Source organism: Saccharopolyspora griseoalba, from assembly GCF_042665275.1.
GTDB classification, from domain to species: Bacteria; Actinomycetota; Actinomycetes; order Mycobacteriales; family Pseudonocardiaceae; genus Saccharopolyspora; species Saccharopolyspora griseoalba.
Map to the genome: position 1 here is coordinate 78,261 of NZ_JBHTCJ010000006.1, position 13,254 is coordinate 91,514.

Here is a 13,254-nt window from a genome sequence, read left to right on the forward strand (position 1 = left end):
CTGCGGTCCCGCTCTGGCCTTCGCCCATCCGCTCTCGCAAGCTTGCCCGACCAGGTGACGCCCAACGCAGGGGAGGCGCGATGCAACGGGGCGAGGAGCAGACCTTCGTCCGCACGCTCGGCCGGTGGGACGTGCTCGCGGTGGCCTTCGGCGCCATGATCGGCTTCGGCTGGGTCACCCAGACCGGGACCTTCCTGGCCGACGCGGGACCGATCGGGGCCGCGGCGGCGTTCGTGCTCGGCGGGATCGTGATGTGCCTGGTCGGGCTCACCTACGCGGAGCTGGTCTCCGCGATGCCGCACGCGGGCGGCGAGCACAACTACGTGCTGCGCGGCTTCGGCAGCCGCGCGGCGTTCGTGACGTCCTGGATGCTGACGCTCGGCTACGTCTCGGTGGTCGCCTTCGAGGCGGTGGCGCTGCCGCAGAGCCTGCAGTACATCGTTCCCGAGCTCGCCTCCGGGGAGCTCTGGTCGATCGCGGGCTCCGACGTCTACGGCGCCTGGGTCGCCGTCGGGGTCGGCGGCGCGGTGCTGATGACCGCGCTGAACATCATCGGGATCCGGCCGGCCGCGGTGTTCCAGACCGTCGCGGTGATCTTCCTGCTCCTGGTCGGCGCGGCCCTGCTGACCGGCGCGTTCAGCGGCGGCGACAGTTCGAACATGCGGCCCTTCTTCTCCGACGCCGGACCGGTGGGGCTGCTCTCGGTGCTGGTCGCGGTGCCGTTCCTGTTCGTCGGCTTCGACGTGATCCCGCAGTCGGCCGAGGAGATCAAGCTGCCGTTCCGGCAGATCGGCAAGCTGCTGGTGGTCTCGGTGGCGCTGGCCACCGCCTGGTACGTGCTGATCATGCTCACCGTGGGCTCGGCGATGCCGGTCGACGCGCTGAGCGAATCGGCGCTGCCCACCGGCGCGGGCATGGCGGCGCTGTGGGACAGCAGGCTGATGGGCAACCTGCTCGTGCTCGGCGGCATCGCGGGCATCCTTACCAGCTGGAACGGCTTCCTCGTCGGATCCAGCCGGCTGCTCTACGCGATGTCGTCCTCCGGGATGCTGCCGCGCTGGTTCGGCAAGCTGCACCCGCGGTTCAACACCCCGGTCAACGCGATCCTGTTCATCGGCGGGCTGTCGGTGCTGGCCCCGCTGTTCGGCGAGCAGATGCTGACCTGGCTGGTCAACGCGGGCGGCTTCGCGGTCATCGTGGCCTACCTCGTGGTCACCGCCGCGTTCCTGGTGCTGCGCAAGCGGGAGCCGGAGATGCCCCGGCCGTTCGCGGTCCCCGCCGGGCGGGTCGTCGGCGCGCTCGCGCTGCTGCTCAGCCTCGGGCTGGGGGTGCTGTTCCTGCCGGGCATGCCCAGCGGGCTGAGCTGGCCCTACGAGTGGATCCTGGTCGGCGGCTGGGCGCTGCTCGGTCTCGTGTTCCTGCTGCGGCTGCCGGGAGTGCCGGGCGGGCCGGACGCCGAGCGCGAGCTGCGCGCCGCCACCGGGGCCGACACCTGAGCGTCCCCCCTCGCGGGGCGGGACGCCCGTCCTGCTACGCTTCTGCGCGGAGGATTGGCCGAGCGGCCTAAGGCGCACGATTGGAAATCGTGTTGGGTTAACAGCCCTCACGGGTTCGAATCCCGTATCCTCCGCTCGGACGAAGAGCCCCGGACCGGTCGGTCCGGGGCTCTTCTCGTCGGTTCAGGGGTGGGGGCGCTCGATCGGGCAGCGGGCCAGCACCTCGGAGATCCGGCAGCCCGCCGAAACCCAGCCGACCAGCGCCTCGTCGACGAACCCGAGCACCGTCACGATGTCGTCGTGGTGGCTCTTCAGCGGCTGGTTCCAGATCCGCTCGTGGTGCGCGAGCCGGTTGCGGAACTCGTGCAGCCGCTTCACCGGCTGCTCGACGGTGGCGCGCGCCCGATCGGGCGCCCGGGGGAACCCGCGGGCGAGGCCCGGCCACAGCGTGGTCGCGTAGCGCTTGGCCAGCAGGAACCGCCAGAACCCGAAGGACAGCTCGGTGAGGGTCTGCGCGTCGCCGGCGTCCCCGCTCTTGGCCCCGGCCCGCCTGCGCGCCTTGGCGATGTCCCGCCGGGCACGGCCGTCGAGCTCGCGGGCGGCGTCGTCGAGCCACGATCCCGGTCGGCCCGCCGCGGCGTGGCGGGCGGCCAGCCGGTCGGCGAGGGCGTTGCGCAGCACCACCTCGACGTGGCCGAGGGTCTCCCAGAACGCGCCGCCGACCGCGGTGTTCCACCGGTACAGCTCGAGAGCTGCCGCCGGATCACCGCCGACGGCGTCCAGGTAGCCCCGCATCCGGGGCACCCCGAACAGGCGGGAGGCGGTGCGCGGCGTGAGCTCGGCAGCACCGTTCGGCTTGTCCGCGGAGCGCATCGGGCGGTAGCCTAGTGCACGAAGATCCCAGAACGGTCCCTGGTAGCCGTCGGCAGGCCACACCGCTGCGGATTTCGACCTGAAGAGGCGCCGCCCACCCGGGCGGCGCCTTTTTCGTGGCCGCGGGACGAGCGCCGACCCCTCCTGAGCAGCAAAAAGGGCCGGCCCCAGCTGGGGCCGGCCCTTGCGAGCGGTAGCGGTGGGATTCGAACCCACGGAGGCTCTCACCTCACGCGCTTTCGAGGCGCGCTCCTTAGGCCGCTCGGACACGCTACCGCCGAATAGGCTACACATCCCCCCGCGCGGCCCGTCGAAGGGGGGTCCCACCTGCGGCTTCACCCCTGGTCAGCCGGGCTCCCGGTGCCCGTCGAAGAACGCCTCCAGCACCGCGGCGCACTCGTCGGCCAGCACGCCGCCCACGACCTCCGGGCGGTGGTTGGTGCGGCGGTCCCGGACCACGTCCCACAACGAGCCGACCGCGCCGGTGCGCGGCTCCCAGACGCCGAAGACGACCCGCGCGACCCGGGCGAGCACCAGCGCCCCCGCGCACATGGTGCAGGGCTCGACGGTGACCGCCAGGGTGCAGCCCTCCAGCCGCCAGCCGTCGCCGTGCCGCCGGGCCGCCTCGCGCAGCGCCAGGATCTCGGCGTGCGCGGTCGGGTCGGCCAGGTCCTCGCGGCGGTTGCGCGCCTCGGCCAGCACCCGGCCGCCGGCGTCGACCACGACCGCGCCGATCGGGACATCCCCTGTGGACGGTGCCGCCTCGGCGGCGCGCAACGCGGTCCGCACCAGCGCTTCGTCGCCGGCGCGGGCCAGTGAGCTGTTCACCGGTAGAGCTTCTCCATCATCTGCGCGAAGTCGTCCCCGAACCCGCAGCGCTGAGCGATCATCTCCAGCTGCTCGTCCGGGTAGAGGTCCACCTCCTCGATGATGACCAGCAGCTCGCCCTCCGGGAGCCCCAGGTCGGACAGCACCGCCAGGTTGCCCTCCGGCCAGACCTCCTCGTCGTCCTCGTCCGGCGGATCCACCCGCAGCAGGTCGAGCACGTCAGCGGCGATGTCGTAGTCCAGCGCCGCCGCCGCGTCCGAGAGCAGCAGGTCCACCCCGCCCGGCACCGGGCGGATCAGGACGAAGAACTCGTCGTCCACATTGCACATGCCGAATACCGCACCGGTGGAACGCAGCTCGCGCAATGCGGTGATGGCGGCGTCCAGACCGGTCAGCACCGCGTTGTCCATTGCGCTGCACCGCCACCGCCCGTCCTCCCGGACCACGGCGACGGCGAAGCCAGCGACCGGCTCCTGCACCGTCATAACGACACCGTAGAGCGTAAGAACCCCACCCGAAAGCACTATTGCGCCGGTCATAACCGACCGGGGGCGTTTCGGGTCTCCACCGGGTGCGTGCGAGCGGGCTCCGTCGGGCACGATGGACGAATGCGTGCCGTGTGCGTGATCGGACTGGGACTCATCGGCGGCTCGGTGCTGCGCGCCGCTGCCGCCGCCGGACGCCCCGCTTGGGGCGCGACGATTTCGGAGGAGGACGCCGCGGCCGCCGAGCAGGCCGGTTTCGAGGTGCTGGAGACCGAGGCGGCGCTGCGCAGGGCCGCGAGCGAGGACGCGCTGATCGTGCTCGCCACGCCGCTGACCGCCGTGCAGGGCGTGCTGCGCAAGGTCGCCGCGAACGCCCCGCACTCCTGGTTGACCGACGTGGTCAGCGTCAAGGACCCGGTCGACCAGGAAGTCCGCAAGCAGGTCCCCACCGCGCACTACGCGGGCGGTCACCCGATGGCGGGCCTGTCCGACTCCGGGTTCCTGGCCGGTTCCGCCGAGCTGTTCTCCGGCGCCGCCTGGGCGGTGACCATCGAGGAGCGCACCTCGCTGCGCGCGTGGCTGGAGAGCGCCCGGCTCGCGCTGGACTGCGGAGCGCACGTGGTGCCGACCTCGGCGGCCGCGCACGACGACGCGGTGGCCCGCATCTCGCACCTGCCGCACCTGTTCGCCGCCGTGCTCGCCGCGGTGGGCGCCGACGGCGGCCCGCTGGCGCTGTCGCTGGCCGCGGGCTCGTTCCGGGACGGCACCCGGGTCTCGGCGAGCCCGCCCGAGCTGGTCCAGGCCATGACCGAGGGCAACAAGCCCGCGCTGCTGGACGCCCTGGACGACGCCCTCGGCAGGCTGGGCGCGGCCCGCGGGTCGCTGGCCTCCACCGGCGGCTTGAAATCCACAGTGGATTCCGGGCACCAGTCCCGGATCTCGCTGGAGGAGCTGGACGCCGAACCCAGGGAGACCTCGACGATCGCCCTGGGCGAGAACGCGCTCTCCCGCCTGCGCGAGCTGGGCGAGCTCGGCGGGCGGGTCACCGCCCTGACCGACGAGGCCGCCACCATCGAGGTCCCCGCGTCCTGACCGCGCGCGAAAAGGGGCCGCCGTGTGCGTTGCGGCGGCCCCTTCATGGCCCGCTCCGGCCACTGGTCGGGACAGCCCTCACCTGGTCCCGGGTGCCAGCGTGGGCCGGAGCGGCGATGTTCGATCGCTACTGCTGCTGACCGGGCTCCTGCTGGTCGTCCTGACCACCGCCGAGGAACTCCTTGCCCTTGTCAGCGGCCTGGTCGATCTTGTCCTCGTGGCCGAACTTCTCCTTGGCCTTCTCGGCCGCGGAGTCCACGCCCTGCTCGACCTTGTCGCCGTGCTCGGACAGCTTGTCCTTGAAGTTCTCGAGACCCATGGTGCTCCTCTCCGGGCCTTGCGGGAAGGCCCTGCGGTCAGCGGCAGCCAAAACCTAAGCCCGCCGCTCGCGGGGTGCCGCCCGGAATCGCCCGGTGGAACACGGTCGCCGGACCCATTTAGCCCGTCCAGGTGAGCCCCCTTCTGCCCGAAACGTCCGGGCGCTACGGTGGTCCTGACCAGATGACTGATTTTGCAATTTTGGTCAAGTAGTCACGGAGGCGGCATGACCCGGCCGAACGCACGAGCCGACCGCATCTTGGACGCCGCGGGCGAGCTCATGATCAAGCTGGGCCACCGCAAGGTCACCATCGAGGACGTGGCCCGCCGGGCCGAGGTCGGCAAGGGCACCGTCTACCTGCACTGGCCCAACAAGGAACAGCTCTTCGAGGCGCTGGTGCTGCGCGAGTCGCTGCAGCTGGTCGCCGAGCTGACCGCGGCGCTGCGCGCCGACCCGCAGGTCATCCGGCCGCACCGGTTCTACCGGATGGTCTTCCTGGCCACCCGGCGCAGTCCGCTGCTGCACGCCCTGGTCACCGACGACACCGAGCTGCTGGGCAACATCAAGCGCTCGGCGCGCGCCACCGAGACCGCGCACGTGGCCGAGGCCTACCAGCGCCTGCTGCTCGACCACGACCTGCTCCGCGACGACGTGCCGCACGCGTTCGCCGCGCTGACCGCCACCACCACCGGGTTCTTCCTGGCCGACCAGATCAACCCGGAGTACGCCGGGCTCGACGACGAGGCCAAGGCCGACGCCCTGGCCGACACGATCCGGCGGGCGTTCGAACCGGACGTGGACCCGGACCACGAGGAGCTGACCGCCGCGGTGAACCGCCTCGCCGAGCTCTACGACGACCTCACCGCGCGTTTCCGGGAGTGGATCTACCCACCGCACCGATAGGGGGCACGCATGACCGCGCTCGCCGACCACTGGGGAATCAACGAAGCGCAGTTCTGGCTGCGCCAGGACCTGCCGGAGCGCAAGGTCCGCTACGAGGAGAGCACCGGGACCTGGGACGTGTTCGGGTACCCGGAGATCCAGCAGGCCATCACCGACCCGAAGGCCTTCTCCTCCGACACGCGCCGGCTGAGCCCGGTCGCCGACCAGACCTCCACGGAGGGGATGCTCACCCAGCTCGACCCGCCCGAGCACCAGAAGCTGCGCAAGCTGGTCAGCCACGCGTTCACCCCCAAGGTGGTGGCCGACCTGGAGCCGCGCATCAGCGAGCTGACCACCGAGCTGCTCGACGGCATGTCCGGCCGAGCCGAGCTGGTCGACGAGCTGGCCTACCCGCTGCCGGTGATCGTGATCGCCGAGCTGCTGGGCGTCCCGGCCGGCGACCGCGACCTGTTCAAGCAGTGGGTGGACTCGATGTTCACCACCAACAACCGCTTCTCGCTGACCGAGACCAGCCCGGAGCAGGAGGAGTACCTCGCCAAGGCCATGGCCGAGGTCGGCAAGCTCACCGACTACCTGCACCAGCACGTCCGGGAGCGCCGCGAGCACCCCCGCGAGGACCTGCTGTCCAAGCTGGTGCTCGCCGAGGTGGACGGGCAGCGGCTCAGCGACGCCGAGGTCGCCAACTTCGGGCTGGTGCTGCTGGTCGCGGGCCACATCACCACCACGATGCTGCTCGGCAACACCCTGCTGTGCCTGGACGCGCACCCCGAGCAGTTCGCGCGGGTGCGGGCCGACCGCTCGCTCGTCCCGCGGGCGATCGAGGAGTCGCTGCGCTTCCTGAGCCCGTTCGCGGCGACCGCGCGCGCCACCACCCGCGAGGTGGAGCTGGGCGGCGAGACCATCGGCGCGGATCAGCTGGTGCTTCTGTGGGTGGCCGCGGCCAACCGAGATCCGCGGCAGTTCGACCGCCCGGAGGTCTTCGACGTCACCCGCGACCCGAACCCGCACCTGGCCTTCGGGCGCGGCATCCACTTCTGCGTCGGCGCGCCGCTGGCGCGGCTGGAGGGCCGCATCGCGCTGAACCTGATCATGGACCGGTTCCCGGAGCTGCGCACCGACCCCGACTCCCCGCCGGAGTTCATGCCGAACCCGAGCATGACCGGAGTGCGCAGGCTCCCCCTGCTGCTGTGAAAACGCGTGGCGGTCGCACCGGGGCGGTGCCATACCCTGCGCCGCATGGGCAACGCCACGGATACCTTCACCGCCCGGCTCCGGGAGCTCGGCGTCCCCGGCGAGGTCGTCGAGTTCACCACCGAGGTCCCCACCGCCGCCGCGGCCGCCGAGCAGCTGGGCTGCCCGGTCGGCGCGATCGCCAACAGCCTGGTCTTCACCGCCGACGGCGCGCCGCTGCTGATCATCGCCAGCGGCGCGCACCGGGTGGACACCCGCGCGGTGGCGCGCAGGCTCGGCACCGGCAAGATCCGGCGCGCCGACCCGGAGCTGGTGCTGACCGCGACCGGCCAGCCGGTCGGCGGAGTCGGGCCGGTGGGGCATCCGCACCCGATCCGGACGGCCGTGGACCGCTCGCTGGCCGGCTTCGAGGTCGTCTGGGCCGGCGCGGGCAGCAAGCACGCGATGTTCCCGACGAGCTTCGCCGAGCTGGTGCGCATGACCGGCGGCGAGGCGGTCGACGTCGCGGGCTGAATGCCCCGGACGACGTTTTCGGCGTGCACGATTCGTAGCTCCGGCGCGGGTTCTCGCGGGGGCGCCCGCACCGGATGGCGGCCTCAAACCACCCGTTCCGGCCCGGAGCCGGACGCGCACCACATTGCGTGAAATTGCTTCATCGGCAAAACCTCGCGCACTGCCGAGAATTGCCGACGAATCGATCAGAACACTTTGTGATGAACGCTCCCCGGCTCGCGGTGCGACGCGCCCCGGCGACCGGTAAATCTTGGCTCGCAACAAGTTCCGGGTCAGCCAGATCCGGCTTACCGATGGAAGTCGAATTGGAAAGGGAACCCAACTCATGCGTTCGATTTCGCGAGCCATCGTTGTCAGCGCTCTCGCCCTGCCCCTCGCCTTCGCCGGTGCCGGGCTGGCATCCGCAGGCGGCGAGAAGGGCGGCGGCCACGAGCACTGCGTCTACTACTCCTGCAACTCCTGGTGGCAGCAGAACGTCAGCGTGAACGACCAGGACGTCATCAACGCCGGCATCATCAACGGCTGACCGGCGCATCGGTCCGCCGGCCTGACGGGCGGCGGGCCCCGGGGGCACCGGCGCGGAGTGCGACCGCATCGCACTCCGCGCTGGTTTTTGCGCGCCGACAGCTCCCGGGACCCGCGACGTTCCGGAATTCCGCGGATCCAGATCTCGCCGAACCACCCCTTTCCGTCCCGCCCCCGGGAGAATCGGAAACCCGAATTCCGCTGCGCTATCAGGCGGCACCGCGGAAGGTGGCCCGATAGGCGCTCGGCGAAACACCGAGCTCGGCCTGCAGGTGCTGGCGCAACGAAGCCGCGGTGCCGAAACCCGCGTCGGCGGCGACCCGGTCGACCGGCAGATCGGTGTCCTCCAGCAGGTGGCGAGCGCGCTCCAGGCGCTGGCGGGTCAACCACCGCAGCGGGGACATGCCCACCTCGTCGCGGAAGCGCCGGGTGAAGGTCCGCACGCTCATCGACTCCCGCGCGGCGAGCTCGCGCAGCGTCAGCGGCCGGTCGAGCCTCGACTGCGCCCACGCCCGCGCCCGCGCGGTCGAGGAGACCCGGGGCTCGGGCACCGGGCGACGGATGTACTGCGCCTGCCCGCCGTCGCGGAACGGCGGCACCACGCTGGCCCTGGCGACCTCGTTGGCCACCCCGGACCCGTGGTCGCTGCGGATCAGGTGCAGCACCAGGTCGATGCCGCTGGCCTCGCCCGCCGAGGTCAGCACATCCCCCTCGTCGGTGTAGAGCACGTCCGGGTCCAGCTCGACCAGCGGGAACAGCCGGCGGAACTCGTCGCAGGACTTCCAGTGCGTGGTCGCGCGCCTGCCGTCGAGCAGGCCCGCCGCGGCCAGCACGAACGCCCCGGTGCAGATCGAGGCGATCCGGACGCCAGGCGGGATGCGGTCCAGCGCCGCGGCCAGCTCCGGGCCCAGGCGCCCCTCGGTCTCGGTCTCGTCGAGCTCGTGGGTGGCCGGGATGATCACCGTGCCCGCCGTCTCCAGCGCCTCCGGGCCGTGCTCGACCTGGATCGGGAAATCGGCGTTGGTGCGCAGCAGGCCGGGCTCGGGAGCGCAGGTCACCACCTCGTACAGCGCGCCGTCCCCGTTCCGCGCGCGCCAGAACAGCTGGTGCACCAGGCCCAGCTCCATCGGCATGACCCCGTGCCGGACGAGCACCGCGATCCGCATGGCCCGATTCTGACACATGTTGTCCATCAGGCCACTGTCGCTCGTCCGCGGACGATCGCACGGTGAGAGCCATGCGTTCCCGCTGGTTGATCGTCGCGGTCGCCGCGCTGGTGATCGTCTCGGCAGGCGCCTGCGCCACGATCGCGGGCCTGCTGGTCGCCCCGCTGCACCGGGAGTTCGGCTGGTCGCACGCGACGATCAGCGCGGCGGCCGCGCTGAACCTGGTGCTCTACGGGCTGACCGCTCCGTTCGCCGCCGCCGCGACGGACCGGTTCGGCGTGCGCGGCGTGGTCGCCGCGGCGCTGCTGCTGATCGCGGCGGGTGCCGGCTTGACCAGCTCGATGTGCCACGCCTGGCAGTTCGCGGTCGGCTGGGGCCTGCTGGTCGGCACCGGGACCGGGGCGTTGACCACGCCCTTCGCGGCCGCGGTCGCGGAGCGCTGGTTCGCCGCCCGGCGCGGCCTGGTCACCGGGATGCTGACCGCCGCGTCCGTGTTCGGCCAGTTCGCGCTGCTGCCGGTGCTCTCCCGGCTGGTGGTCGACGTGCAATGGCGGGCGGCCACCGCGACGCTGGCCGCGCTGGCCCTGGCGGCGCTGCCGGCTGCGTGGGCGGTGCTGCGCGATCGGCCCGCCGCGGGCCCGACCCGGCCCGCGCCAGCACCGGCCTCGATCGCCCGCGCGGCCGGCGTGCTGCGGGACGCGGCGCGACGGCCCCGGTTCTGGCTGTTGACCAGCACGTTCGCGGTCTGCGGCGCGACGACCAACGGCCTCATGTGGACGCACTTCACCCCGGCGGCGCACGAGCACGGCATGCCGGTGAGCGCCGCCGCGTCCCTGCTGGCGCTCGTCGGCGTGGTCAACATCGCCGGAACCGTCGGATCCGGCTGGCTCACCGACCGCGTTCGCCCGCACCTGCTGCTCGCCAGCTACTACCTGCTGCGCGGCCTGTCGCTGCTCGCGCTGCCGCAGCTGCTGGGACCGGAGGTGCGGCCGGGCGTGATCGCGTTCGCCGTCGTCTTCGGACTGCTCGACGTCGCCACGGTGCCGCCGACCATGGCCCTGTGCCGGCGCGCGTGGGGCGCGGACGGCGCGATCGCCTTCGGCTGGATCAGCACCGGCCACCAGCTCGGCGCGGGCGGGCTCGCCTGGGTCGGCGGCGCCCTGCGCGAGCTCACCGGTGACTACGCGGCGCTGTGGCCCACCGCGGCAGTCCTCTGCGGCGCGGCAGCGGGCACGGCCGTCCTGCTCCGCTCCGGATCGCTGACCCGAACGGGTGGTCGAACGCCGAGCTCGGCGGCGCAGGTCGACTGACGGCGAGTCGAACCGCCCGCGGCGAGCGCTGCGGCGGTCCCGCTGGGACCCTGCCGATGCCGCGCAACGGGCCCGCGCGGAGCGCTCGGGCTTCCGCCGCTCGGGTCATTGCCGGGCAGTTCGGTGCGGGCTATGGTGTTACGTCGAGTAACAGATACTTTGCGTCGAGGGAGTTCCGCCATGCCGGTCCCGGAAGCGTTCGCCAAGTTGGTGGGCACTGCCGTCACGCAGACCAGCGAGCTGGCCGGTCAGGCTCGCGACCAGGCCTCCGACCAGATCGCGCGGTTCTCCGGCCGGGCGGCGAGCTGGGTGGACCAGGCGGGCGCCGCGGCCGCCGAGTTCGCCGAGCAGGCCGCGGCCAAGACCGCCGAGGCCGGGGAGAACGGCGCCGAGCGCGCCGGGCGGTGCACCCGCGAAGCCTCCGGCAAGATCTCACGGCTGACCGTGCACTGCGCCGACAGCCTCAGCGAACGCCTCGTCGAGGTCGGCGAACGCCTCTCCCGCAAGGACTGAGCCCGGACGCCCCGGTCTCCGCGGTCCCGCCTTCCTGCACGATGGGAGGAACGCAGACCGCGCGGAGGGGTGCACGTGAGCGAAGTAGGAACCCTGCTGGCCGGCCGGTACCGGCTGGAACGACGGCTCGGCAGCGGCGGGATGGGCGTGGTGTGGCTGGCCACCGACGAGCGCCTGCAGCGCCAGGTCGCGGTCAAGGAGCTGCACGCGGTGCTCGGCGCGGACCCCGCCGCGGCCGAGGAGGCTCGGCAGCGCGCCATGCGCGAGGGTCGCATCGCGGGCAGGCTCAACCACCCGAACGCGATCGCGGTGCACGACGTCACCGAGCAGGACGGGCTGCCGGTGCTGGTCATGGAGTACCTGCCCTCCCGCAGCCTGGCCGACGTCCTCAACGAGCAGGGCCCGATGGCGCCCGAGGTGGTCGCGCGCATCGGCGCGCAGGCCGCGGCCGCGCTCGCCGCAGCGCACGAGGCCGGGGTCGTGCACCGGGACATCAAACCGGCCAACGTGCTCATCGGCGAGGACGGCACCGTCAAGATCACCGACTTCGGGATCTCGCACGCCGCCGACGACATCTCCGTGACCAAGACCGGCGTGCTCTCCGGCACCCCCGCCTTCCTCGCGCCCGAGATCGCCCGCGGCCAGGCGCCCACGCCCAGCTCGGACGTCTACTCGCTGGGCTCGACCCTCTACACCGCGGTCGAGGGCGAACCGCCGTTCGGCGCGGACGCGGAGAACTCGATCGCGCTGCTGCACCAGGTCGCCGCGGGCACCATCCGGCGCCCGCGATCCGCCGGGCCCCTCACCGCGGTCCTCAACCGGATGCTCGAAGCCGATCCGGCGAGGCGGCCCGCGCCGGCGCAGGCGCGGGAGGCGCTGCAGGCGGCCGCGAGCGGACGTCCGCCCGCCGACGACCTCACCCAGCCGATGGCCGCCATCCCGCCCGAGACGACCGCGCCCACCGCAGCAGCCGGCTCGCAGGGCACCCGGCTGGACAACCAGCCCGTCGAACAGCCCGCGCGCCGCCGCAAACCAGCCGTCGTCGCCGGTGTCGCGGCCGCGGTCGTGCTGATCGCGGGCATCCTGCTGGTCTCGCTGCTGACCGGCGGCCAGGAGCAGCGGCCGAACCGGGTCGCGGCCACGCCCGCCGAGATGGAGCGCGTGGTCGCCGACTACTACGCGCTGCTGCCCGAGCACACGGGCAACGCCTGGAACCACCTCGGGCCGCAGCTGCAGGCCGAGGGCCGCGCCCGCTACGACAGCGCCTGGGAACCCGTCCGGAGCGTCTCGATCTACAGCGAGCCGACCACGACCGGGCGCAACACCGTCCAGGTCGGCGTCGAGCTGGTCCTGCAGGACGGAACCCGCGTCCGCGAGCTGCACCGGCTGGGCATGCTGGTCGGCCGCGGCACCCCGCGGATCAACACCGACGGCGTCCTCAGCAGCGAGACGACCGCTCCTCCGCCCCCGCCCGCGCCGCCCCAGCGGGAGGGCGACGACGAGCCGGAGGAGAAGAAGGACGAGGAGAAGGGCAAGGGCAACAGCGAGCGCAAGGGCGAGGAGGACAAGAAGGGCGAGAACGGCTAGCCCGGGTCACTCGCGGCGCAGCAGCTTGATCACGAACTGGCCGACGATGAACCAGATCAGCGCGGCCAGCCCGTAGTTGAGGACGACGCCCAGCAGCGCGTCGTCCGGCGTGAACACGTCGCCGAGCCCGAGCACGAACGTCTGCGCCAGGGTGTAGATCAGCGCGACGAACCCGTTTCCCTGGTTGGCGTCCAGCACCACGAACAGCACGTGCAGCGCGAAGATCAGCACGACCAGGGCCACGACCATCCGCACGATGCGGGCCGCGGTCTCCCGCCCCTCGGAAGGCCGGCGCTCGCGCCGCCGGGGCTCGTAGTAGTCGTCCCGGCGCATGTGGGGGTCGTTCGCGTCGTACGGGTCGGGTCCCTGGGGCGGGCGGTAGCTCATGCCGCGGATTGTGTCGGGGCTCACCACGGTCAACAACTCGACCCGCCGGGGACCGGACCAACGGGA

The 13,254-nt window shown here is 72.4% G+C and carries 15 protein-coding genes and 2 tRNA genes; 10 read left to right on the forward strand and 7 right to left on the reverse strand.

What is annotated here, in order from left to right:
* The first annotated feature begins 80 nt into the window (after positions 1-80).
* The gene (locus tag ACFQRI_RS13280; RefSeq protein WP_380668214.1) at positions 81-1,496 is read left to right on the forward strand and encodes an APC family permease; all 1,416 of its coding nucleotides are present in this window, start codon (positions 81-83) and stop codon (positions 1,494-1,496) included.
* Positions 1,497-1,544: 48 nt separating this feature from the next.
* A tRNA-Ser gene (locus ACFQRI_RS13285) sits at positions 1,545-1,630 on the forward strand.
* Between the two features lie 49 nt (positions 1,631-1,679).
* Here ACFQRI_RS13285 and ACFQRI_RS13290 read toward each other — a convergent pair.
* From ACFQRI_RS13290 to ACFQRI_RS13305, 4 genes are all read right to left on the reverse strand, one after another.
* Positions 1,680-2,369, reverse strand: coding sequence for a hypothetical protein (locus ACFQRI_RS13290; protein WP_380668216.1), 690 nt, complete (start codon positions 2,367-2,369; stop codon positions 1,680-1,682).
* Between the two features lie 191 nt (positions 2,370-2,560).
* Positions 2,561-2,645: transfer RNA gene (locus ACFQRI_RS13295), tRNA-Ser, on the reverse strand.
* Positions 2,646-2,714: 69 nt separating this feature from the next.
* Complete coding sequence (locus tag ACFQRI_RS13300) at positions 2,715-3,197, reverse strand: nucleoside deaminase (RefSeq protein ID WP_380668218.1); 483 nt, start codon at positions 3,195-3,197, stop codon at positions 2,715-2,717.
* Positions 3,194-3,682, reverse strand: a complete 489-nt coding sequence (locus ACFQRI_RS13305) for a tRNA adenosine deaminase-associated protein (RefSeq protein ID WP_380668220.1) — start codon at positions 3,680-3,682, stop codon at positions 3,194-3,196. The genes ACFQRI_RS13300 and ACFQRI_RS13305 overlap by 4 nt, the downstream gene beginning before the upstream one ends.
* Before the next feature lie 123 nt (positions 3,683-3,805).
* Between ACFQRI_RS13305 and ACFQRI_RS13310 the strand changes: the two genes are divergently transcribed.
* Entirely contained in the window at positions 3,806-4,774 is a 969-nt protein-coding gene (locus ACFQRI_RS13310; RefSeq protein WP_380668222.1) for a prephenate dehydrogenase, read from the forward strand.
* Between the two features lie 127 nt (positions 4,775-4,901).
* Here ACFQRI_RS13310 and ACFQRI_RS13315 read toward each other — a convergent pair whose 3' ends face one another.
* Entirely contained in the window at positions 4,902-5,093 is a 192-nt protein-coding gene (locus ACFQRI_RS13315) for an antitoxin (protein ID WP_380668224.1), read from the reverse strand.
* A gap of 225 nt (positions 5,094-5,318) precedes the next feature.
* Between ACFQRI_RS13315 and ACFQRI_RS13320 the strand changes: the two genes are divergently transcribed.
* The 4 genes from ACFQRI_RS13320 (at position 5,319) to ACFQRI_RS13335 (ending at position 8,226) form a co-directional block, all read left to right on the forward strand.
* A complete protein-coding gene (locus tag ACFQRI_RS13320) occupies positions 5,319-5,996 on the forward strand; it encodes a TetR/AcrR family transcriptional regulator (protein WP_380668226.1) in 678 nt (225 codons plus the stop codon).
* 9 nt (positions 5,997-6,005) lie between these two features.
* Positions 6,006-7,187 carry a cytochrome P450 gene (locus ACFQRI_RS13325; protein ID WP_380668228.1) on the forward strand — a complete coding sequence of 394 codons (1,182 nt, stop codon included), beginning with the start codon at positions 6,006-6,008 and terminating at the stop codon, positions 7,185-7,187.
* A 45-nt stretch (positions 7,188-7,232) separates the two neighbouring features.
* Positions 7,233-7,700 (forward strand): YbaK/EbsC family protein, encoded by a 468-nt coding sequence (locus ACFQRI_RS13330; RefSeq protein WP_380668230.1) that lies wholly within the window; start codon positions 7,233-7,235, stop codon positions 7,698-7,700.
* A gap of 325 nt (positions 7,701-8,025) precedes the next feature.
* A complete protein-coding gene (locus ACFQRI_RS13335; RefSeq protein ID WP_380668232.1) occupies positions 8,026-8,226 on the forward strand; it encodes a hypothetical protein in 201 nt (66 codons plus the stop codon).
* Between the two features lie 208 nt (positions 8,227-8,434).
* Here the strand turns inward: ACFQRI_RS13335 and ACFQRI_RS13340 are convergent, their stop codons facing one another.
* Entirely contained in the window at positions 8,435-9,418 is a 984-nt protein-coding gene (locus tag ACFQRI_RS13340) for a GlxA family transcriptional regulator (RefSeq protein ID WP_380668234.1), read from the reverse strand.
* Positions 9,419-9,462: 44 nt separating this feature from the next.
* Here ACFQRI_RS13340 and ACFQRI_RS13345 point away from each other — a divergent pair, with 44 nt between their 5' ends.
* The 3 genes from ACFQRI_RS13345 to ACFQRI_RS13355 all read left to right on the forward strand — a co-directional run bounded on the left by ACFQRI_RS13345 (position 9,463) and on the right by ACFQRI_RS13355 (position 12,801).
* The gene (locus ACFQRI_RS13345; protein ID WP_380668729.1) at positions 9,463-10,701 is read left to right on the forward strand and encodes an MFS transporter; all 1,239 of its coding nucleotides are present in this window, start codon (positions 9,463-9,465) and stop codon (positions 10,699-10,701) included.
* A 180-nt stretch (positions 10,702-10,881) separates the two neighbouring features.
* A complete protein-coding gene (locus tag ACFQRI_RS13350; protein WP_380668236.1) occupies positions 10,882-11,214 on the forward strand; it encodes a hypothetical protein in 333 nt (110 codons plus the stop codon).
* Positions 11,215-11,289: 75 nt separating this feature from the next.
* Entirely contained in the window at positions 11,290-12,801 is a 1,512-nt protein-coding gene (locus tag ACFQRI_RS13355) for a serine/threonine-protein kinase (protein ID WP_380668238.1), read from the forward strand.
* 6 nt (positions 12,802-12,807) lie between these two features.
* Here ACFQRI_RS13355 and ACFQRI_RS13360 read toward each other — a convergent pair whose 3' ends face one another.
* Positions 12,808-13,188, reverse strand: coding sequence for a hypothetical protein (locus tag ACFQRI_RS13360; RefSeq protein ID WP_380668240.1), 381 nt, complete (start codon positions 13,186-13,188; stop codon positions 12,808-12,810).
* Positions 13,189-13,254 lie beyond the last annotated feature (66 nt).